The sequence below is a fragment of the Saccharothrix syringae genome, assembly GCF_009498035.1.
GTDB lineage: Bacteria > Actinomycetota > Actinomycetes > Mycobacteriales > Pseudonocardiaceae > Actinosynnema > Actinosynnema syringae.
Window position 1 is genome coordinate 7,171,014 of the sequence record NZ_CP034550.1, and the last position, 19,982, is coordinate 7,190,995.

The following is a 19,982-nucleotide window of genomic DNA, read 5'->3' on the forward strand; positions in this document are numbered from 1 at the left end:
TCCCCCCGCTCCTATCCTGGGGCGCGTGACCGAACTGGGTGCTTTCCTGCGGGCCCGGCGGGCCCGGGTCGACCCCGCCGACGCCGGCCTGCCCCCGGTGGGCAGGCGCCGCGTGACCGGGCTGCGGCGCGAGGAGGTGGCCGTGCTGGCGGGCGTGAACCCCGACTACTACGCCCGCCTGGAGCAGGGGCGCGAGCGCAACCCCTCGCCGCAGGTGCTCGACGCCCTCGGCCGCGCGCTGAACCTCGACGCCGACGCCCGCGACCACCTGCACCGCCTGGCGGGCGTGACGCCGGCGCACCGCCCGGCCCCCGCCGCGGTCGACCCGGCCCTGCGGCGGCTGCTGGACGGCTACCCGACCACGCCCGCGTTCGTGCTCGACCACACCTCGGACCTGCTGGCGTCCAACGCCCTGGCCGACGCCCTGTTCTCCCCCTTCACCGCGGCGGACAACCTGGCGCGCATGGTGTTCGCCGACCCGGCGGCGCGGGCGTTCTACGCCCACTGGGACCGCGTCGCCGAGGCCACCGCCGCGCACCTGCGGGAGGGCTTCGGCCACGACCCGGGCTCACCGCGGCTGCGGGCGCTGGTCGCGGAGCTGAGCGGGACCAGCGCGGAGTTCGCCGCGCTGTGGGAGTCGCACGTCGTGCGCGGCAAGACCAGCGAGGGCGGCAAGGCGCTCGTGCACCCCGACGTGGGCCCGCTGACGCTGGCCTACCAGGCGTTCGACGTCCGGGGCGCGGCGGGCCTGCAACTGGTGGTCTAACGCCGAACCGGGCAGCCCGAGCGCGCGGGCGCTGGCGCTGCTGGGCTCCTTGCGCGCCATCCGCGGGTGACGGCGTCCGCTCAGGGGTCCACGACTCAGGGGTCCACGACTCAGGGGTCCACGACGAGGTCGACGGTCACCACGTGCCCAGCCGTAGCTGACGAGCCCGGACACGGCCCGCAGGTCGTGGCACCGCTCCTTCGGGACGGTGACGAAGAAGTGCGGCGCCGGGCCCCGCCAGTGCCACAGCTCGCCGCTGAACCCGATCCGCACCGCTCGGCCCCCACCCTGGGCGAGGTCGTGCGGGTGCTGCCGCGCGGCTCGCGGCCACCGGACTGCCGTTCACCGCGCCGGGTTCGGCGGAGGTGCGGGCGGAGGTGCGGGCCCTCGCCGACCTGCCGGCGCGGGCGGTCGACGCCGGTTGACGGCCGGGCCGGTCACGCCCGCGACGAGCGCGGCGACCGCGAACAACGCCTCCAGGACACCACCCCACCGGGTCGCGAAGGTGGTGCCCGACCTCAGCGGCACGGCCTCCACCAGCGTCTCCGCGGTGAACATGCCGGAGGACCGCACCACGCCGCCGTCCGGCCGCACCACCGCGCTCACCCCGCTGACCGCCGCCACGACCGCGGCCCGCCCGTGCTCCACCGCGCGCAGCCTGGCCATGGCGAGCTGCTGGTGGGTCATCTCGCCGCGCCCGTACCAGGCGTTGTTCGTCGGCACCACGAACAGCCGCGCGCCCAGGGCCGCGCTCTCGCGCAGCACCGCGTCGTAGGCCACCTCGTAGCAGATCGCCACGCCCACCCGGGTGCCCGCGACGTCCAGGACACCCGGCCGGGTGCCGGCCCGCAGGTCCGGCGCGTCCGCGAACGGGGTGACCAGGCGGGCCAGCGACCTGAGCGGGACGTGCTCGGCGAACGGCACCAGCTCCCGCTTGGCGTACCCCTCGCCCGCGCCGGTCCGCGGGTCCCAGGCGACGACCGCGTTCTCCTCCCGGTCACCGACCCGCCGCAGCGCGCCGACCAGGGTGGGCACGCCCAGGTCCGCCACGACCCGGTCCAGCACCGGGTCGCGCTCGCCCGTGCCGGTCGCGCTCTCCGGCCACACCACCAGGTCGGGCACCGGCACCCCACCCGCGCGGATCGCGTCCGCCAGGTCGGCCGTGGCGCGCAGGTGGTTGCGGCGCAGCGTGTCGCGCTCGTCGAGCAGCCCCAGGCCCACGTCCGGTGCATTGCCCTGCACGGCCGCCACGGTGCGCACGCCGTCCTGCGCGTCCACGCCCACGAGCGGCGCCGCGGCCAGTGCCGCGACCAGCGGGAGCACCGCCCCGGCGCGCCGCACCCCTCCCCAGGCCGCCAGGCCGAACCCCGTCACCACCACCGCGAACGACACCAGCGGCGCGCCACCGACCGCGGCGAGCGGCAGGTACGGCCCCTCGACCTGCCCGAACGCCACGCGCCCCCACGGGAACCCGTTGAACGGCACCCGCCCGCGCGCGCTCTCCTGGGCCACGAACAGCAGCGCCGCCCACACCGGCGCGCCGGGCAGCCGCGCCACCAGCGGCACCGATGCGCAGGCGGCGGCCGTGAACAGGGCCATCACCGCGGCCAGCAGCAGCCACGGCGCGGGACCGAAGTCGCGCCCCAGGAAGTCGTCGATCCACACCAGGTGGCACAGGAAGAACGCCAGGCCGAACACGAAGCCCAGCAGCGCCGCGCGGCGGACGCGCGCACCGCGCAACGCCCACCACAGCACGGCGAACGCGACGACCGCCGTCCACCAGAGCACGCGCGGCGGGAACGCGACGTGCAGCAGCACGCCCGCCACCGCCGCCGCGGCGTACCGCCGAACGCCGGGCACGCGCGCGTCAGACATGCACCTTCGACTTCTCCCTCAACGCCAGGAACACCGCCCCGACCAGGGCGGCGCCGACCGCGTAGCCGGTGACGAGCTGACCGACCCGACCGGAGAAGTCTCCCGCCTGCGGCGGGACGAGCACCGCGAACACCGCCACCAGCCCGGTCAGCCCGGTCCACGCGCGCGTCGGCAGCCGGCACGCGGCGAGGGGGACCAGCGCCCACAGGACGTACCAGGGCTGCACCACCGGGCCCAGCACGACGACCAGGCCCAGCGCCAACCCCAGGGACGCGACCGCGTCGACCCGCCCGCGCAACTGCCCGAGCAGCACGAACGCGACCCCGCACACCGCCAGCGCGGCACCGGCGACCCGGCCGACCGCGATCATCTCCTGGGTGATCCGCGCGCCGAACAGCGAGCCGATGCCCCCGGTCAGGAACCCGAACCAGTTCGTGGGCGCCAGCCAGCTCTCCACCCGCCCGGCCGTGCCCAGCGCCCGCACCCACCCGAACCCGAGCCCGGACGACAGCGAGACCGCCGCGGCCACCACCGCGAAGGACGCGACCACGCCGGCACCCGCCCGCAGCAGGTCGCCGACGCCGCCACCCCCGCGGCGCGCCAGCACCGTCCCGACCACCGCCAGCGCCGCCAGGGCGGGCAGCTTCACCAGGGCGGCCAGGGAGATCAGCGCGATCCCGAGCACCACCCGCTCCCCCAGCGCCGCCACCGTGCCGGCGAGCACGAGGCCGAGCATCAGGGCGTCGTTGTGGGCGCCCGCCACGAGGTGCCAGAGCACCAGCGGGTTGAGCACGCCCAGCCACAGCGCCGCGCGCGGGGAGGCGCCGGTGCGGGCGGCGAGCCGGGGCACCGCCCGGACGACCAGGGCCAGCCCCGCCAGCCCGACCAGGCGGTGCAGCAGCACGCCGGTCACCGGGTCCCCCGCCGACAGCCGGGCGACCAGCCGCTCCACCACGCCGAACAGCGGTCCGTAGGGCGACGGCGTGTCCCGCCAGTGGACCCCCACCCGGGCGACGACCTCCGAGGCCGCGCCGAGCCCCGAGGCGGGCCCGACGGCGTGGGGGTCGAGCCCCCGCGCGGCGATCTCGCCCTGGGCCAGGTAGCTGAACACGTCCCCGCTGAACAGGGGCGGGGCGAGCAGCAGCGGCGCGCACCAGAGGGCCAGCGTCCACCTCAGCCACCGGCTGTCGGGAATCGCCCGGCCCAGCAGCACCCACGACAGCACCACGAGCCCGACCCCGGCGACCCCGCAGGCCAGCGACGCCGTGCCCACGCCGGGCGACGGTCGTCCCGCACCGACCCAGGCGGAGCCGGTGAGCAGCAGGGCACCGCCGAACCCGGTCCAGCGCAGCAGGTCGGCGGGGGTGGGCGGAGCGGGTGCGGCGAGGTCCACCGCCGGTAGCGACATCGCGGTCCTCGGCACGCGGCCGATCATGGTGGGCGGAAGGATCATCGCGTATCACGCTGTGGTCGTACGACCGGTACGACCACAGGAGGACCCGCCGCACCGGTGCCCGGTGCGCGCTTGCCCGGCGGGCACCGCGCTGGGATCGTTGGCCCGGGGGAGGCGTTGCCATGACGATCGGTACCTTGACCGGGCTCTGCGTCGCGCTGTTCATCGCCGCGGCGGCCCTGTTCCACCAGTTCGGCCGCTCCGCGACCGGGCCGCGCGTCGGCCGGGTGCTGCGGTGGCTGGCGTTCGCGGGCACGGTCGGCATCGCGGTCGCCGCCCTGCCGGAGGCCCTGGCCGACAGCTCCGTGGTCGTCGCCCTGCTCGCCGTGCCCGTGGTGCTCGGGCTGCTGGTGGTGGTCGCGGACGCGGCCGGTCGGGCGGTCGGTCCGGTCACCGCGATCGCGGCGGCGCTGATGCTGGGCTGGGGCGTGTTCCTGGCCATGGCGTTCACGCCGTACTTCGTGTTCCCCGCGCTGGTGCTCGGCGTGGCGGCCGTCGCCTCGGTCCGCCCGCGCCGCGTGGCCGGCGGCCGCTCCGCCTGAGCCCCGGACCCCGCCCTCAGGCCCCGTCGTGGACCGTGACGGCGTAACCGTCGGGGTCGGCGAAGGTGAAGGTGCGCCCGAACGGGCCGACCACCGGCGGGGCCAGGATCGGCACCCCGGCCCCGGCCAGCTCGTCGTGCAGCTCCCCGGCGTCGTCGGCGCGCAGCCACAGCGCCACCCCCGTGCCCGGTCGCGGCACGGCCGCGTCCAGGTCCACGCCGGGCAGCGGCACGCGCACCGCGAACGGCACCGGGCTGGTCGCGAAGACGACCGCCCCCGGCGGCGCGGCGGGCGCGCGGCGCAGCCCGAGGTGCCGCTCGTAGAACGCGGCGGCCGCGTCGAGGTCGCGCACCTGGAGCGCGATGAAGTCCGGTCCGGTCACGGTGGCCATGGGTTCCCCTTCCACATGTCAGGTTCCTGACACGCAGACCGTATGTCAGAATCCTGACATGACGCAAGAGCCGGTCGACCTCGACTCCTCCGTCGGCTACGCCCTCAAGCAGGCCGCCACCGCCCTGCGCGGCGCGATGGACGCGGCGCTGCGCCCGCTGGAGCTGAGCGTGCCGCAGTACTCCTGCCTCGAACTGCTCGGCCAGCGCCCCGGCCTGTCCGCGGCCGACCTCGCCCGCGGCGCCTTCGTCACCCGCCAGTCCATGCACGCGGTCCTGCGCGGCCTGGAGGACCGCGGCCTGCTGGCCCGCCCCACCACCGCGCCCCACGGCCGGGCGCTGCCCACCGAGCTGACCGAGCAGGGCGCCGACCTGCTCCGCCGCGCGAGCCGCGTCGTCGCCGCGGTCGAACGCCGCATGCTCCACGCGCTGACCGCGGACCGGGCCGCACGGCTGCGCGAAGACCTCGCCGCCTGCGCCGCCGCCTTCGACCAACCCCCGGTCACCCCGGGGTGAACCCCGGTCACCCCAGGACGAACGGCAACCCCGCCGCGAACTCCCCCGCGCCGCCGGGGCCGGACGGCCGCGCAGCCCCCGTCACCCGCGCCGCCGCCTTCGACCAACCCCCGCTCAGCCCAAAACGAACGGCAACCCCGCCCCGAACTCCCCCAGCGCCGCCCGCTCCGCGCCCGTCGCCTCCCGGCGCCCGGTGCCGACCAGCAGCGCGTCCGCGTCGGAGAACGAGGCGGGGAACGCACCCCCGGCGATCCTCTCCAGCGCCGCCCGCGCCGCCGCGAGCGCGTCCGCCGGCGGCGCGGCGACCGACGGCACGTGCGCGCCCAGGTCCAGGTGGTGCAGGGTCCACTCCAGCACGTACGCCGACAGGTAGTCGCCGACGGTCAGCACCTCGTCGCGCGTGCCGACGCGGGCGGCCGGGTCCGCGAGCCCGGCGGCGCGCCCCGCCGCAGACCCGACGTCGTCCAGGTGGAACTTCAGCCACCGGGGCTCGCCGTACGCGGCGGCCAGCCTGGGGATCAGCGCGTCGAGCGGGTCCTCGCCGGTCGGCGGCTCGACGAGGCGCCAGTAGCCGTCCGCGTCGACGGTCGGTTCCGCCTCGGCGGGCGTGACCAGCGTGATCAGCACGTCCTGGGCGTCGATGACCAGGTGGCACACCAGGTCCCGCACCAGCCAGCCCGCGCAGCCGGAGGGCCGCTCGAAGTCCTCGTCCGGCAGTTCGGCGACCGCCGCGCGCAGCGCCGCCCAAGACCGCGTGAAGAGATCCACCCCACCAAGTTATTGCACCAACCGGTCGCGGATGGCCGCCGCGCCGGACTCGGCCAGCCAGTCGGCGAGCGTGCGCAGCCCGGGGTGGATCACGCGCAGCGCCTCGACGTCGGCGTGCCAGCGGTGACCGGCCTCCCAGCGCGCCTTGGTCCCGGCGATCTCCGGCCCGAGCGCGGCGGCCTCGTCGTCGGTCAGCTGCTCGTACCGGACCGGGGTGCCGGTGGCCGCGGAGATCGCGGCGGCGGCCGCCACCGGCGTCGGCTCGTCACCGGCCAGCTCCAGCGTCCGCCCGGCGAACCGGGTCGGGTCCGCGAACGCCAGCGCGGCGAACTCCGCGATGTCCTCCACCGCGATGACCTGCATCGGCTCGTGCGGCGGGAACAGGTGCCGGTGCACCCCGCCGGCGAGGCCGTCGATGCCGACCACCGGGACACCGAGGTAGTTGGTCATGAACCGGACCGGGCGCAGCACGGTGGGCAGCGCGACGCGGTCGTGCAGGTACTGCTCGATCTCCGCCTTGCCGCCCGACCCCGGCGACGTCCGCGACATGGCGGCGACGGTGCTGAACACGACCTGCCGGACACCGGCCCGGACGGCCGCGTCGATCAGCGCCCGGCCGCGGGCCGCCTCCAGCCCGGCCCCGGCCCCGGTCCCGCGGACCACCGGCGGCACGCCGAACACGGCGGCGACCCCGTCGAGCGCCGGGGCCAGGCTCGCCGGGTCGTCGAAGTCGCCGCGCACGAGCCGGGCACCGGCGGCGGCGAGCGCGACGGCGGCCGGGGCGCCCGGGTCGCGGACCAGGGCCCGCACCGGCCGGCCCCCGGCCAGCAGCCGCCGCGCGGTGGCACCCCCTTGGCGGCCGGTGGCACCGGTGACGAGGATCGGGGCGTCGGGGTCGGCATCGGGGTCGGCGTCGGTCGAGGTGGTCATGGCGTCCGTCCCGGAGGTGGTGGATACTGGCACGAACCGGAATGATCCGCCCGTTTCCGCGCCGAGGAGAAGGCTTGCGTGACACCACCGCGGCACCCGTCGAACGCGCGGACGCCCGCCGCAACCGGGAGATCGTGCTGCGCACCGCCGCGCGGCTGTTCGCCGAGGACGGGCCGGACGTGTCGCTGGGCCTGGTCGCCCGCCGCGCCGGTGTCGGCGCCGGTACCGTCTACCGGCACTTCCCCAGCAAGGACGTCCTGGTCGAGGCCGTGCTGGCCGACCACGTCGAGAACCTGGTGGCGGCCGCCGACCGCTGGGCGACCCGCGCCGCACCCGGCGACGCGCTGCTCGGCTTCCTGTTCGAGGTGATCGAGAAGTCGACCGGCCGCCGGCACCTCTGCGACGCGCTCACCGCGGACCGGAGCTGGCCGCACGCCGTGCTGGCCGCCGCGTCGCGGAGGTTCCACGAGGCCCTGGACCGCCTGCTGCGCAACGCCAAGCGGGCCGGTGCCGTCAATGCCGACGTGCGGGTCGACGACCTGATCGCGCTCGGCGTCGGCGGTGCCGCACTGCGCTCGGCGCACCGCGACCGGGCCCGCGGCACCCGGCTGGTGTGGCTGCTGCTCGACGGACTGCGTGCCGCTCCTGTCACGAAAGACGGCAGTTTGCGTGACACGGTCCCGCGCGACCGTCACGGAACCGCCGGGCACTGCCTGGAGTGCGGCACGCGGCTGCACGTCCGGGCCACCGGGCGGCCACCCCGCTACTGCGGCCCGACCTGCCGCCAGCGCGCCCGCCGCCGCCGGGCGGCCGGCATGATCGACCCGCGCTGATCAAGCCGCGCTGACCGATCCCCACCGACGTGACGGGAGATCCCGATGGGTCCGTTCGACGTGCCGCTGGAGGACGAGCGCACCCAGCTCGACGCGTTCGTCGAGGAGTACCGCGGTGCCATCGAGGCGACCCTCGACGGCCTCACCGAGGAACAGGCCCGCCGCCGGCTCGTCCCGTCGGCCACGACCCCGCTCGGGCTGCTCAAGCACGTCACGTGGATGCAGCGGGTGTGGTTCGAGGAGTGCGTCGGCGGCACACCCCGCTCGGAGCTCGGCCTGGTGCCGGGCCCGGACGACTCCTTCCGGCTCTCCGCCGACGACACCGTCGCCTCGGTCACCGAGGCCCACCGGCGGGCCTGCGCCACGGCCCGGGCGGTGACCGCCGGCCTGCCGCTGGACGCCGTCGTGACCGGCCACCGGACCGGGCCGCGCACGCTCCGCTGGGTGTACCTGCAGGTCCTGCGGGAACTGGCCCACCACTGCGGGCACGCCGACATCCTGCGCGAACAGCTGCTCGCCGACCGCGCTAAGCCGTGACCGGCCGCCGGGTCCGCCCCACCCGGTCGAGCAGGGCGGCGGCGTGCCCGGGCCCCGGCAGCGCGACCAGCTCGTCCCGCAACCGCTCCGCCGCCCGCCGGTACCCGTCCCCGGCCAGCACCTCCGCCACCGCGGCCCGCGCGTCCGCCGGCGTGACCGCGACGGCGTCGAGCGCCAACCCCACCCCCAGCTCCACCCAGCGCTCGGCGTTCGCCGGTTGATCCGCTCCCAGCGGCACCAGCACCCCGGGCACCCCGTGCGCCAAAGACCCCACCACGGTGCCCGACCCGCCGTGCGACACGACCACGTCGCAGTGCGGCAGCACCTCGTCCTGCGCCACGTACCGCTCGACGCGGACGTGCGCCGGCTGCGGCCCGAACCCGGCCGGGTCGATGTCCCGCCCCACGGTCATGAGCAGGTTCACCGGCAGCTCCCGCAACCCGGCGAGCACCCGCTCGAACACGTCCCCCGACTCCACCCCGAACTCGGTGCCCAGCGTGAAGTACACGACCGGCGCACCCGGCCGCACCCGCGCCCAGTCCGGTCGCTCCCCCGCCCGGCGGGGCAGCGGCGGCCGGACGGCGTGCTCGGTGCCGCACCGCCACGCGCCCGGCGCGGGGAACGACGGCGGGAACGGCGACAGCCTCAGGTACCGGCCGAGCGCGGTCAGCCCCGGGTCGGCCGGGAGGCCGCACCCCGCCCGGACCTCCGCCAGCGCCTCGCCCACCACGTCGGGGCGAACCAGCAGCCCGGCGGCCGTGACCAGGACGCTCGCGTGGGGCACGTCCGCCTCCTCGGCCGCGAGCACCGCGGCGAAGTCGAACTCGTCGCAGACCACCAGGTCGGGCCGCCAGTCCCCGACCAGCGCCCGCAGGTGGGGCCACCGCTCACGGGTCGCCCGCCTGACGAAGTGCTCGCGCACCTCCTCCTCGACGAGCCGGGGGTCCGGCGGGATCAGCGGCCCGCGCGGTCGGGGCGCGGCGGGGGCGGCGGCGGCACCGAGCAGGTGGTGGGCGAACCCGGCGTCCTCCACCGGTCGGCGCAGCCCGGCGGTGGTCGCCCACAGCACCTCGTGCCCGAGGTCGGCGACCGCCCGGGAGATCGGCAGCAGCGGGTTGAGGTGGCCGGGACCGCCGACGCAGGTGAACAGCACGCGCACCGCGCCACCCTGCCGGCCGGCGCCCGGCGGGTGCCACCGGTTTCCGCCAATCAGGGTCGGGCCGGCACCTTCGACGCCTCCCGGTCGGCCGTGGCGCGGTAGCCCGCCGGGACGTCCGCCGGGGTCACCTCGCGGCGATGAGCGCCTGCGGCGCGGCCTGCTTGATCCGGGTGCGCAGCCACGTCAGCAGCCGGGCGGTGTCCTGCTCGCACGAGGTCACCACGTCGAGCAGTTCGCGGTCGCGCAGCCCCTGGGCGGCCTGGCCGACGACGGTCCAGGTGATGTCGGCCAGGCTCGCCAGGGCGTAGAGGTCCTGGAGGTCGCGCAGCAGCCCGACCGGGCCGCCGCGGGTGGATTCCAGCCCGGCGGCGTGCAGGCGCTCGGGTTCCTCCTCGCGGTGCTCGCCGTAGCGCTCCACGACCGGCGCCAGCGCCTCGGCCTGCCGGTCGACCCGCTCGGCGAGGAGCAGGCACGTGTGCCGGACGTCGGGTTCCTCGCCGTGCCCCTCGCCGACCTCGCGGAAGGCGTCGGCGAGCGTGGTGAGCGAGGTGTGCAGCAGGCCCAGGTAGGTGGACAGGTGCATGGCGTCAGCCCTTCAGCACGTTCGGCGTCCGGTCGGGGGTCGGCGGCGGGGGCGGCGGTCCGGTGGGCGCCAGGTCCTCCCGCACGTCGTCCTCCCCGGTGGTCGGCGGCACGCCCGCCGGGTCGTGCGGCGCGGACGCCGTGGTGGTGGGCGCGGGCGCCGGGCCGGTCGCGTCGGCCAGCCTGGTCACCCGCGCGGCACCGACCTTGAACAGCGGTTGCTTGGACACCGGGTCCCACTCGGTGGGGGTCAGCTCGTTGGCCGCGCGGGTGTGCCCGTCGTCCCCGGTGTCCCAGTAGCCGTAGTGGAAGGGGACGAACACCACGCCGTCGCGTCCGTGCCCGATGCGGGCCGGGGCCTCGACCCGGCCGCGCGGCGACTCGACCCGGACCAGGTCGCCCTCGGACACGCCCAGGGCGGCGGCGTCGTGGGCGGACAGCTCCGCCCAGGGCTCGGGCGCGGCGCGGCGGAGCTGCCGGGAGCGGCCGGTCTTGGTGCGGGTGTGGAAGTGGTAGGCGGTGCGGCCGGTGGTCACCACGAACGGGTACTCGTCGCCGGGCTCCTCCGGTGGCGGCGAGTAGTCGGCCGCCTTGAGGAACGCGCGGCCGTCGGGGCGTTGTGCCTTGTACCGCTCGGGCGAGGTGGTGCCGCCGGTGAGCAGGTCGTGGCCGTAGTCCTCGCACACGTCCGGGTGGGTGGGGAACACCCCGTCGGCGTAGAGGCGGTCGCAGCCGTCGGGGTGCTCGTCGTTGCACGGCCAGGGGATGCCGCTGCCGCCGCGCAGCTTGGCGTAGGACAGGCCGGTGTAGTCGCACAGCCTGCCCCGGCTGCACTCCTGCCACGCCTCGAACGCGCCCTCGGGGTCGGACCACTTGATCAACGGCTGCCCGTCGCGGTCGCGGAAGTCCATGCGGCGGGCGTAGTCGAGGAAGATGTCCAGGTCCGACCGCGCCTCGCCGGGCGGTTCGACCGCTTTGTCCGACAGGTGCACGGTGCGGTTGACGTTGGTGAACGTGCCCTGCTTCTCACCCCACAGCGCCGCCGGGAGCACCACGTCGGCGTACTCGGCGGTCTCGGTGCGGAAACCGTCCTGCACCACCACGAACAGGTCCTCCCGCGCCAGGATCTCGCGCACGCGCGGCAGCTCCGGCAGCGACACCGCCGGGTTGGTGGCCGAGATCCACAGGAACCGGATCGAGCCCTGCTCGGCGAAGCGCCAGATCTGCATGGCGTGCGTGGGCGGCGCCCAGTGCGGGATGGTCAGCGGGTCGACGTTCCACAGCTCGGCGAGTTCCCGGACGTGCTCGGGGTTGTCCCAGTTGCGGAAGCCCGGCAGGTCGCCGTTCGCGCCGGCCTCGCGGGTGTTCTGGGCGGTGGGCTGGCCGTTCATCTGCAGGATGCCGCAGCCCGGCCGGCCGATCAGGCCGCGCAGCAGGTGCAGGTTGTTGACCTGGCACGACGCCGCGGTGGCCTGGTGGGACTGGTAGAAGCCCTGGAGCACGGTCGAGAGCACGCGGTCGGAGGTGCCGAAGACCCGCGCCGCCCGCCGCACGTCGTCGGGGTCGACCCGGCAGATCTTGGCGACGTGCTCGGGCGTGTACGGCTCGACGGTGGCGGCCAGCCCGTCGTAGCCGAGGGTGTGCGCGGCGACCCAGTCGCGGTCGACCCACCCGTGGGTGATCAGCTCGCGGACCAGGCCGTTCATCAGCGCCAGGTTGGTGCCCGGCAGCGGGGCCAGGTGCACGCCCCCGGACCCCACCGCCGCCTCGGCCACCCTGGTGCGCCTCGGGTCCACCGCCACCACCACGGGCCGGTCCGGGCCGGCCAGGCGGTCGAGCACCCTGGCCCACAGCACGGTCTGCGTCTCGGCCATGTTGTGCCCGAACAGGAACAGCGCGTCGCACGAGTCGATGTCGGTGTAGCTGCCGGGCTGGCCGTCGGAGCCGAAGCTCTCCTTCATCGCCGCCGCCGCGGTGGCCGTGCACAGCCGGGTGTTGCCGTCCATGTGGGGCGTGCCCAGGCCGGCCTTGCCGATCACGCCGAGGGTGTAGTACTCCTCCAGGAACAGCTGACCGCTGGTGTAGAAGCCGTGCGACAGCGGGCCGACCTCGTCGAGCAGTTCCTTCGACCGCCGCACCACCAGGTCCATCGCGGTGTCCCAGTCGGTCTCCACCAGCTCGCCGCCGCGCCGCACCAGCGGCCGGGTCAACCGGTCCGCCCCGTTCCACTGCCACGAGCCGTACAGGCCCTTGGGCCCCAGCCGGCCGTGGTTGACCACGTCGGCGGCGCGACCGCGCACCCCGACCACCCGGCCGTCCTTGACGGCGATGTCGCAGCCGCACCCGTTGCTGCACAGCACGCACGCCGACTGCACCCACCGGTCCACGTCGGCCTCCGCCAGGCCGCGGTCGAGGTGCAGGTCCACCCGGACGGGCCACGGGGTGTCCCTGGCGTGCGGCGTGCGCGTGCCCCAGATGTCCGAAATGCGGTCGGCCATGTGGTCCCTCCGTCGATCCGCCCCCCGCCGACTACCCACCGCGCGTGCCGTCGACTCATCGGACTGGTCGGCGGGCGCGCCGGGTACCTGGTGCCCATGCGCAGCGCGGACGGGTGGGACCTGGCCGAGTTCACCGACGTCGGCGGCACGCGGGTGCACGCCGCCGTGCTGGGGCCCGAGGGCGCGCCGGACGTGGTGTGCGTGCCGGGCCTGGGCTGCTCGCACCGCTACTTCCTGCCGCTGGCGCGGTGCCTGGGCACCTGGGCGCGGGTCGCCGCCGTCGACCTGCCGGGCTTCGGCCGCACGCCGGGGCCGCCGGGTGCGCTGGACGTCCGCGGCCTCTCGCTCGCGCTGGCCGGCTGGCTGCGCGCCACCGGGCGGGGCGGTGCCGCGCTGGTGGCCAACTCCGCCGGGTGCCAGGTGGTGGTGGACCTGGCCGCGCACTCCCCCGACCTGCTCGGCCCCGTGCTCATGGTCAGCCCGACCATGGACCGGCACGCCCGGTCGACCGCCCGGCAGCTGGCCCGCCTGGCGCTGGACGGCCTGCGCGAGCGGCCCGCGCTGATCCCCCTGCTGACCCGGGACTACCTCACCTGCGGGGTGCGCCGCATCGCCGCGACGTTCCGCCACCTGCTCGCCGACCCGGTGGAGCGCAAGCTCGGCCACGTGACCGCGCCGACCGCGGTGGCGCGCGGCGACCGTGACCCGATCGTGTCACGGGAGTGGGCGCGCGAGGTCGCCGCGCTGCTGCCGGTCGGACGCCTCGTCGAGGTGCCGGGCGCCGCGCACGCCGCGCACCACTCCGCGCCCGGGCGGCTGGCCCCGGTCGTCCGTTCCCTGATGGGGGAACACCGTCACCCGTGAGCGGCCGCGCGTGCGGTTACCCTTGCGCGCACGCGACGCGCGGGGCGATCGCACCGCGGAGGGAGGCGGACGGTGGTGGATCCGGCGGAGCGCGCGGTGGTCCAGCGGCTGGACGAGGTCACCGGCGCGCTCGTCGCGCTGTCGCGGGTCCTCGACCAGGAGGAGGACCTGGCGGCCATCATGGACCGGGTGTGCCGGCAGGTCGTCGGCGCCATCCCGGACGCGGACCTGGCGAGCGTGACCGTGCTGCGCGACGGCAACCCGCAGTCCGCCGCGTGGATCGACGAGCACACCCTGGCCGTGGACCGGGCGCAGTACGAGGCGGGCGAGGGCCCCTGCCTGGAGGCCGCCCGGTCGGGGCGGATGCAGCGCGTCGCGGTGGCCGAGGCCGCCGACAGGTGGCCCGCGTTCGCCGCGGCGGCCCGCGGCCTGGGCGTCGGCAGCTACCTGTCCGCGCCGCTGCTCATCGACGACGAGTACCAGGGCTCGCTCAACCTCTACGGGCTGCGCCCCCACGGCTTCCGCGAGCTCGACGCCGCCCTGCTGGGCCTCTACACCGCCGCGGCCGAGGCGGCGCTGCGCAACGCCAGCCGCTACCTCCAGGCCCGCAGGCAGGTCGCCCAGCTCAGCGACGCGCTGACCTCGCGCGCCGTGATCGACCAGGCCAAGGGCATCCTCATGGCCGCGCACCAGGTCTCCGCCGACGAGGCGTTCACGATGCTGGTCGACCGGTCGCAGCGCGACAACCGCAAGCTGCGCGACCTGGCCGAGGACTTCGTCGACGACGCCACCCAGCCCGACGAATGACCTCGGCCGCCGGCCCGCGAAGATCAACCGGAGCCGGTAGCGTGGCCGGGGACGGCAGCGACGGAGGAAGGGTGCGCATGAGCGAGGTCGGCGCGGTGGACGTGCTCATCGACGGGTACGGCCGGGTCCTGGAGTCGGTCGAGCACGTGCTGGACGGCCTGACGTCGCGGGAGCTGACGCACCGGGTCGGCGGCACGGCCAACTCGATCGCCTGGCTGGTCTGGCACCTCACCCGCGTCCAGGACGACCACGTGGCCGAGGTGGCGGGCACCGAGCAGGTCTGGACCGCCGACGGCTGGGCGGGCCGCTTCGACCTGCCGCTGCCCACCGGCGCCACCGGGTACGGGCACAGCGCCGAGGAGGTGGCCGCGGTCAGCGCGCCCGCCGACCTGCTGCTGGGCTACCACCGGGCGGTGCACGAGCGCACGGTCTCCTACCTGCGCGGGGTGACGGCCGAGGCGCTGGGCGAGGTGGTGGACCGGTCGTACGACCCGCCGGTCACGCTGGCGGTGCGCCTGGTCAGCGTCATCGAGGACGACCTCCAGCACGTCGGCCAGGCCGCTTTCGTGCGCGGTCTGCTGCGCTGACCGGGGGCGGTGCGGCCGGGGCGAGGACCCGGCGCACGGCCCCGTGGTCCACGCACACGACGAGCGAACCGGAAGCCACCGCCTCGGCGGCGGTGGCTTCGAGGTCGTTCCCCTTGCCCCGCACGGGTTCCACGCGCCGTCCGCGGCCTCGGCCGGCAGGTCGCCCGCACGTCGTCCCCGGTGACCGCGGCGTTGTTGCCGCACGCGGTGCACCGGCGCTCGGTGAAGCCCGGCCGGAAGCCGAAGCCGTCGCCGGTCCGGGACGGCCCGGCCCCCGGTCCCCGGTCCCCGGTCAAGCCACCTCGGCGATCCCCACCACCGGCTGCTCCACCAGCCCCCTCGCGAACTCGTGGACCAGCCGGGGCACGACGTACCGCCCGCCGTCGCGGACGACCAGGTGCGCGTCCACCAGCCGCCGCAGGGCCGCGTTCGCCCCCGCCGCCGTCATGCCCGCCTCCGCGGCCAGCACCGCGGCCGTGACCCCGTCCCGCGCCAGTGAGCCGAGCACCCGGACCAGCCCCCGGCACACCTCGTCCAGCGCGTCGCACCACTCCCGGAAAGCCACCGACAGCGCGCCGTGCGCCTCGTCCAGCGCCGCCAGCGCACCCGCCGCGCGCATCCGGGCGACCAGGTCCGCGACCGGCGCCCGCGCTCCCCGGTCGAGCGCGCACCCCGCGATCCGCAACGCCAGCGGCAGCCCGCCGCACAGCTCGGCCAGCGCCCGCGCCGCCGCCGGTTCCCCCTCCACGACCCGCTCACCCGCGCACGCCGCCAGCACCCGCACCGCGGCCACCGCCCCCAGCGGCGGCACCTCGACGACCTCGGCGCCGTCGTGCACGACCAGGTCCACCAGGCGGTCCCGGCTCGTCACGACCGTGCACGAACCCGGCCCGCCGGGGCGCAGCGGCCGCACCTGGTCGGCGGTGACCGCGCCGTCCACGAGCAGCAGGACCCGCCGGTCGGCCACGGCGGACCGGAACAGCGCGGCCGCCTGCTCCCGGTCGGCGGGCACCTCCGCGGCCGGCACGCCCAGCCCGACCAGCAGGTGCGCCAGCGCCTCGCCCGGTCCGCGCCCGCGCAGGTCGACGGAGAACTGGCCGTCGGGGAAGCGGGCGCGGGCCCGGTGCGCCCAGTGCACCGCCGAGGCCGTCTTGCCCACCCCCGGCGGACCGGTGACGACCGCCAGCCGCGCCCCGGGACCTCCGGTGACCGCGTCCAGCCGCGCGACCACCGCGTCCCGGCCCACCAGCCCGGCCGGCGCGGGCGGCAGCTGCCTGGGCACCGGCGCGGCCACGACGTGCGCCGACCGCGCGACCGCGGCCCGCACCGCCGCGTCGGCCGACGCGGCGATCCGCGCCCGGCTCGCCAGCCACTCGGCCACCTCCGCCCCGTCACCGCCGCAGGCCCGCACGTACGCGGCGACCAGCTCGGGACCGGGCAGGGTGGGACGGCGCAGCACGGTCGCGACGGTGCTCGGCGGCAGCGCCCCGCCGCCGCGCCGGGCGTGCCGGTCCAGGTCCCGGTACGACATGCCGGCCACCTCGCGCCGCCGCCCCAGCAGCACCACGAACTCGGCGGCGGTGCGGGCGGTGCCCGGGTCGACGGCGGTCACCGGCCCGGCCCCGTTCTCCCGCGCGACGAAGTTCCCTCGGTCCATCACGTTCCCCCCGGAAGTGGTGGGACGGCCGTGCTCCCCGCGGCCGCCGAACCCCGTCAGTGGAAGATCAGGTGCAGACAGCCCGCTGAACGGCCGCTGAACAGCGCTCGCACCCCGGCGCGACCCGGTCGGGCACCCCCAACGCGGCGAACTCGCCCGCCGCCGCCCGCCACGCGTCCGCCCCGTGCCCGCCCGCCGCGCACCCGGCGCGGGCCAGGCCGTGCAGGGCGCACGCGCGCTGGTAGGGGTCGCCGAGGCGGCGGGCCTGCTCGAAGTGCGCCCGCGCCGGTTCGGGGCGCCCCTGCGCCAGCCGGAGCAGGCCCGTCTCCAGCGCCACCTCGCAGCGCAGCGCCGCGTCGTCCACCACGGCGCCGAGCGCGGCCGCCGCGTCGAGGTGGTCGGCGGCCCGGTCGAACCGCCCGCGCCCGCGCTCCACCGCGCCCAGGCCGCACCGCGCCTCGCCCTCGTGCCGCGGGTCGCCCAGCTCGCGGAACCGCTCCAGCGCGTCCCGGTAGTGCTCGGCGGCGCGGTCCGGCTCGTCCGCGTGCCGGTGCACGTGGCCCAGGTTGAGCACCGAGGCGGCCTGCCCGAACCGGTGCCCCAGCTTCTCGAACAGCGCCAGCGCCCGCCGCCCGTGCTCCAGCGCCAGGTCCGCGCGGCCCAGCCGCAGGTGGAAGCCGCCCAGCGCGGTGTGCGCCATGGCCTCGCCGAACGCGTCGTCCAGGTCGCGCCACCGCGCCAGCACGCGTTCGCCCTGCTCGACGGCGTCCCGGTAGCGGCCGGCCAGGTAGTGGACCACGGCGGTGTTGGTCAGCGTCCGCACCGTGCCGACCCGGTCGCCCAACGCCTCGCGCAGCACCAGCGCCTGCTCGTAGACCTCCAGCGCCGTGTCGTACCGGTGGGCCGTGTAGTGGGCCGTGCCCAGGATGTTGAGCAGGTCGCCCTGCGCGCGCGGGTCGCGCCGGGTGCGCGCGGACGCCAGCCCGACCTCCACCGCGGCGGTCAGGTCGTCGACCAGGCCGAGCGTGAACCAGTGCCGCCACAGCGCGGCGGGCAGCCGCCAGGCGTGCTCGTGCGCGCCGACCGCGGCCGCGAACCGGACGACGGCCACGAGGTTCGCCCGCTCCGCGGCCAGCCAGGCCGCCGCCGCGTCCCGGTCGGCGAACACCCCGCCCAGGTCGTCGGTCTCGGTCTCCACCAGCGCGACCGCCGCCTCCGCGTGCGCCAGGTACCAGTCCAGCACGCGGATCGCCGCCGCGTGCCGCTCGTCCGGCCCGGTCGGCCGGGTCGGGCCGGACAGCCCGGTCGGCTCGGTCTGCCCGGCCGACTCAGCCGGGCCGGTCTGCCCGGCCGGCCCGCTCTGCCCGGCCAGCTCGGCGGCGTAGGCGCGCAGCAGGTCGTGCAGCCGGTACCGGTCCAGCGCGGTCTCCTCCACCAGGTGGCCCGCGACGAGCACTTCCAGCGCACCGGCGACATCCGGGTCGTCGGCGGCCGCGGCCGCCGCGCCAGCACCGAAGTCGGTCCCGGGCAGGACGGCGAGGGCGCGGAACAACGCCGCCGCGGCCGGCGGGAGCGCCCGGTAGGACCACGAGAACACCCCGCGCACCGCCGCGGTCGGGTCGTCGGGCGGCGACAGCAGGTCCATGCGCCGCGCCCGGTCGGCGAGTTGGTCGGCCAGCGCGGCCAGCGGCACCGACGGCCGCCGCAGCGCCCGGTGCGCCACCACCCGCAGCGCCAGCGGCAGCCCCGCGCACAGCCCGACCAGCCGCGCCGCCGCGACCGGCTCGGCGTCGACCCGCGCGCCCACCACGCGCCGCAGCAGCGCCAGCCCGTCGTCGGCCGCCAGCGGGCCCACCGTGACCAGGTGCGCGCTGTCCCGCGTCGCCAGCCCGGCCAGCTCGACCCGGCTGGTCACCACCACCGCGCAGCCCGCCGTGCCCGGCAGCAGGGGCCGCACCTGCTCGGCCGACCGCGCGTCGTCCAGCACCACCAGCACCCGGCGGCCCGACAGCAGCGACCGGCACAGCGCCGACCGCTCCGCCCCGGTCTCCGGCACCTGCCCGGGGTGCACGCCCAACGCCCGCAGGAACCCGCCCAGCACGACCTCGGGCGCCACCGGCTCGTCCGGCCCGTGCCCGCGCAGGTCGGCGTGGAGCTGCCCGTCCGGGAACCGCGCCGCCACCCGGTGCGCCCAGCCCAGCGCCAGCGCCGTCTTGCCCACCCCCGGCGTCCCGACCAGGGCCACCACCAGCGGTTGCCCGCCCGAGGCGGCGAGCAGGCCGTCCAGCGCGGCCAGGTGGCCGTCCCGCGCGGTGAGGTCCCGGACGGGCGCGGGTAACTGGCGGGGCACCTCCCGCGCCGCGGGCGCCGCGGTGCCGTCGTCGGCCAGGATCACCTGGTGCAGGTGCCGCAGCCGGGGCCCCGGCTCCACCCCGGCCCGCTCCACCAGCAGCGCCCGCAGCCGCCGGTAGACCTCCAGCGCCTCCACCCGCCGCCCGCACCGGTGCAGCGCGAGCATCAGCGCGGCGGTCAACCGCTCCCGCCCGGGGTGCTCAGCCGCCAGCGCGGCCAGCTCGCCCACCACGTCGTGGTGCCGCCCCAGCTCCAGGTCGGCCTCCAGCCGCTCCTCCAGGGCCGCCAGCCGCTCCTCGGCCAGCGCGACGACCACCCGGTCGCGCAACGGCCCGCCGGCGGCGTCCGCGAACGCCGGCCCGCGCCACTCGGCCAGGGCGCCCGCCAGCAACTGCCGCCGCAGCGCGACGTCCGGAGCCTCCCGCGCCCGCCGGACCGCGTCCCGGAACCGGTGCACGTCGACGTCGGCCGGGTCGACGTCCAACCGGTACCCGCCGCCCGCGCTGACCAGCGCGATGCCGGAGCCGCTGAGCAGCTTGCGCAACCGGGACGCGTAGACCTGGACGGTGCCCCGGGCGGCGGGTGGCGGCACCTCCCACAGCGCCTCGACCAGCCGCGGCAGCGGCACGGCACGGCCGGCCTCGGACGCCAGCACCGCCAGGACGCAGCGCAACTGCGGTCCGGCCACCGGCACCGGCCGGCCCTCCTCGCCCAGCTCGACCGGCCCCAGGATCCCGATCCGCATCCACACCCCCTCGAATTTCCGGTGCGAACTTAGCGGTGCGGTGCCCGGCGCGGAGATCGATTACCGCGGTCCCGGGAAGCGGTGCGGTGCCCGAGGCGGAAACCGGTTGCCGCGGTCCCGGG

General features: G+C 77.0%; 18 protein-coding genes. 8 read left to right on the top strand and 10 right to left on the bottom strand.

Annotated features, from left to right (window positions below):
* Positions 1 to 25: 25 nt before the first annotated feature.
* Positions 26 to 766, top strand: coding sequence for a helix-turn-helix transcriptional regulator (locus EKG83_RS30395; protein WP_456153894.1), 741 nt, complete (start codon positions 26 to 28; stop codon positions 764 to 766).
* Positions 767 to 1,108: 342 nt separating this feature from the next.
* On the opposite strand, the gene lnt is transcribed toward EKG83_RS30395, so the two are convergent.
* Positions 1,109 to 2,641, bottom strand: coding sequence for an apolipoprotein N-acyltransferase (gene lnt, locus EKG83_RS30400; RefSeq protein WP_084716583.1), 1,533 nt, complete (start codon positions 2,639 to 2,641; stop codon positions 1,109 to 1,111).
* Positions 2,634 to 4,094: a polyprenol phosphomannose-dependent alpha 1,6 mannosyltransferase MptB gene (gene mptB / locus EKG83_RS30405; protein WP_153278548.1), complete on the bottom strand. Its 1,461-nt coding sequence runs from the start codon at positions 4,092 to 4,094 to the stop codon at positions 2,634 to 2,636. The genes lnt and mptB overlap by 8 nt, the downstream gene beginning before the upstream one ends.
* A 122-nt stretch (positions 4,095 to 4,216) precedes the next feature.
* Here mptB and EKG83_RS30410 point away from each other — a divergent pair, with 122 nt between their 5' ends.
* Positions 4,217 to 4,636, top strand: coding sequence for a hypothetical protein (locus EKG83_RS30410; protein WP_033431976.1), 420 nt, complete (start codon positions 4,217 to 4,219; stop codon positions 4,634 to 4,636).
* 16 nt (positions 4,637 to 4,652) lie between these two features.
* Here EKG83_RS30410 and EKG83_RS30415 read toward each other — a convergent pair whose 3' ends face one another.
* Positions 4,653 to 5,027, bottom strand: a complete 375-nt coding sequence (locus EKG83_RS30415; RefSeq protein ID WP_033431977.1) for a VOC family protein — start codon at positions 5,025 to 5,027, stop codon at positions 4,653 to 4,655.
* 58 nt (positions 5,028 to 5,085) lie between these two features.
* Here EKG83_RS30415 and EKG83_RS30420 point away from each other — a divergent pair, with 58 nt between their 5' ends.
* The gene (locus tag EKG83_RS30420; RefSeq protein WP_033431978.1) at positions 5,086 to 5,541 is read left to right on the top strand and encodes a MarR family winged helix-turn-helix transcriptional regulator; all 456 of its coding nucleotides are present in this window, start codon (positions 5,086 to 5,088) and stop codon (positions 5,539 to 5,541) included.
* Between the two features lie 114 nt (positions 5,542 to 5,655).
* Here EKG83_RS30420 and EKG83_RS30425 read toward each other — a convergent pair whose 3' ends face one another.
* Positions 5,656 to 6,309, bottom strand: coding sequence for a maleylpyruvate isomerase N-terminal domain-containing protein (locus EKG83_RS30425; protein ID WP_033431979.1), 654 nt, complete (start codon positions 6,307 to 6,309; stop codon positions 5,656 to 5,658).
* 9 nt (positions 6,310 to 6,318) lie between these two features.
* Complete coding sequence (locus tag EKG83_RS30430) at positions 6,319 to 7,239, bottom strand: NmrA family NAD(P)-binding protein (protein WP_084716587.1); 921 nt, start codon at positions 7,237 to 7,239, stop codon at positions 6,319 to 6,321.
* 74 nt (positions 7,240 to 7,313) lie between these two features.
* Between EKG83_RS30430 and EKG83_RS30435 the strand changes: the two genes are divergently transcribed.
* Positions 7,314 to 8,072, top strand: a complete 759-nt coding sequence (locus tag EKG83_RS30435; protein ID WP_033431980.1) for a TetR/AcrR family transcriptional regulator — start codon at positions 7,314 to 7,316, stop codon at positions 8,070 to 8,072.
* A 45-nt stretch (positions 8,073 to 8,117) separates the two neighbouring features.
* On the top strand, positions 8,118 to 8,609 hold the full coding sequence (locus EKG83_RS30440) for a DinB family protein (RefSeq protein WP_033431981.1): 492 nt from the start codon (positions 8,118 to 8,120) through the stop codon (positions 8,607 to 8,609).
* Here EKG83_RS30440 and EKG83_RS30445 read toward each other — a convergent pair.
* The 3 genes from EKG83_RS30445 to EKG83_RS30455 form a co-directional block, all read right to left on the bottom strand.
* On the bottom strand, positions 8,599 to 9,768 hold the full coding sequence (locus EKG83_RS30445) for a glycosyltransferase (protein WP_033431982.1): 1,170 nt from the start codon (positions 9,766 to 9,768) through the stop codon (positions 8,599 to 8,601). The genes EKG83_RS30440 and EKG83_RS30445 overlap by 11 nt on opposite strands.
* A gap of 124 nt (positions 9,769 to 9,892) precedes the next feature.
* A complete protein-coding gene (locus EKG83_RS30450) occupies positions 9,893 to 10,351 on the bottom strand; it encodes a hypothetical protein (RefSeq protein ID WP_033431983.1) in 459 nt (152 codons plus the stop codon).
* Between the two features lie 4 nt (positions 10,352 to 10,355).
* Positions 10,356 to 12,848 (bottom strand): molybdopterin oxidoreductase family protein, encoded by a 2,493-nt coding sequence (locus EKG83_RS30455; RefSeq protein ID WP_033431984.1) that lies wholly within the window; start codon positions 12,846 to 12,848, stop codon positions 10,356 to 10,358.
* A gap of 96 nt (positions 12,849 to 12,944) precedes the next feature.
* Here EKG83_RS30455 and EKG83_RS30460 point away from each other — a divergent pair, with 96 nt between their 5' ends.
* The 3 genes from EKG83_RS30460 to EKG83_RS30470 all read left to right on the top strand — a co-directional run bounded on the left by EKG83_RS30460 (position 12,945) and on the right by EKG83_RS30470 (position 15,106).
* Positions 12,945 to 13,712 (top strand): alpha/beta fold hydrolase, encoded by a 768-nt coding sequence (locus EKG83_RS30460; protein WP_033431985.1) that lies wholly within the window; start codon positions 12,945 to 12,947, stop codon positions 13,710 to 13,712.
* Positions 13,713 to 13,784: 72 nt separating this feature from the next.
* Complete coding sequence (locus tag EKG83_RS30465; protein ID WP_153278549.1) at positions 13,785 to 14,519, top strand: ANTAR domain-containing response regulator; 735 nt, start codon at positions 13,785 to 13,787, stop codon at positions 14,517 to 14,519.
* Between the two features lie 77 nt (positions 14,520 to 14,596).
* Complete coding sequence (locus EKG83_RS30470; RefSeq protein ID WP_033431987.1) at positions 14,597 to 15,106, top strand: mycothiol transferase; 510 nt, start codon at positions 14,597 to 14,599, stop codon at positions 15,104 to 15,106.
* 292 nt (positions 15,107 to 15,398) lie between these two features.
* Here EKG83_RS30470 and EKG83_RS30475 read toward each other — a convergent pair whose 3' ends face one another.
* Together EKG83_RS30475 and EKG83_RS30480 are read right to left on the bottom strand one after the other, a co-directional pair.
* Positions 15,399 to 16,763: an ATP-binding protein gene (locus tag EKG83_RS30475; RefSeq protein WP_033431988.1), complete on the bottom strand. Its 1,365-nt coding sequence runs from the start codon at positions 16,761 to 16,763 to the stop codon at positions 15,399 to 15,401.
* Positions 16,764 to 16,830: 67 nt separating this feature from the next.
* A complete protein-coding gene (locus EKG83_RS30480) occupies positions 16,831 to 19,860 on the bottom strand; it encodes an AfsR/SARP family transcriptional regulator (protein WP_153278550.1) in 3,030 nt (1,009 codons plus the stop codon).
* Between the last annotated feature and the right edge of the window lie 122 nt (positions 19,861 to 19,982).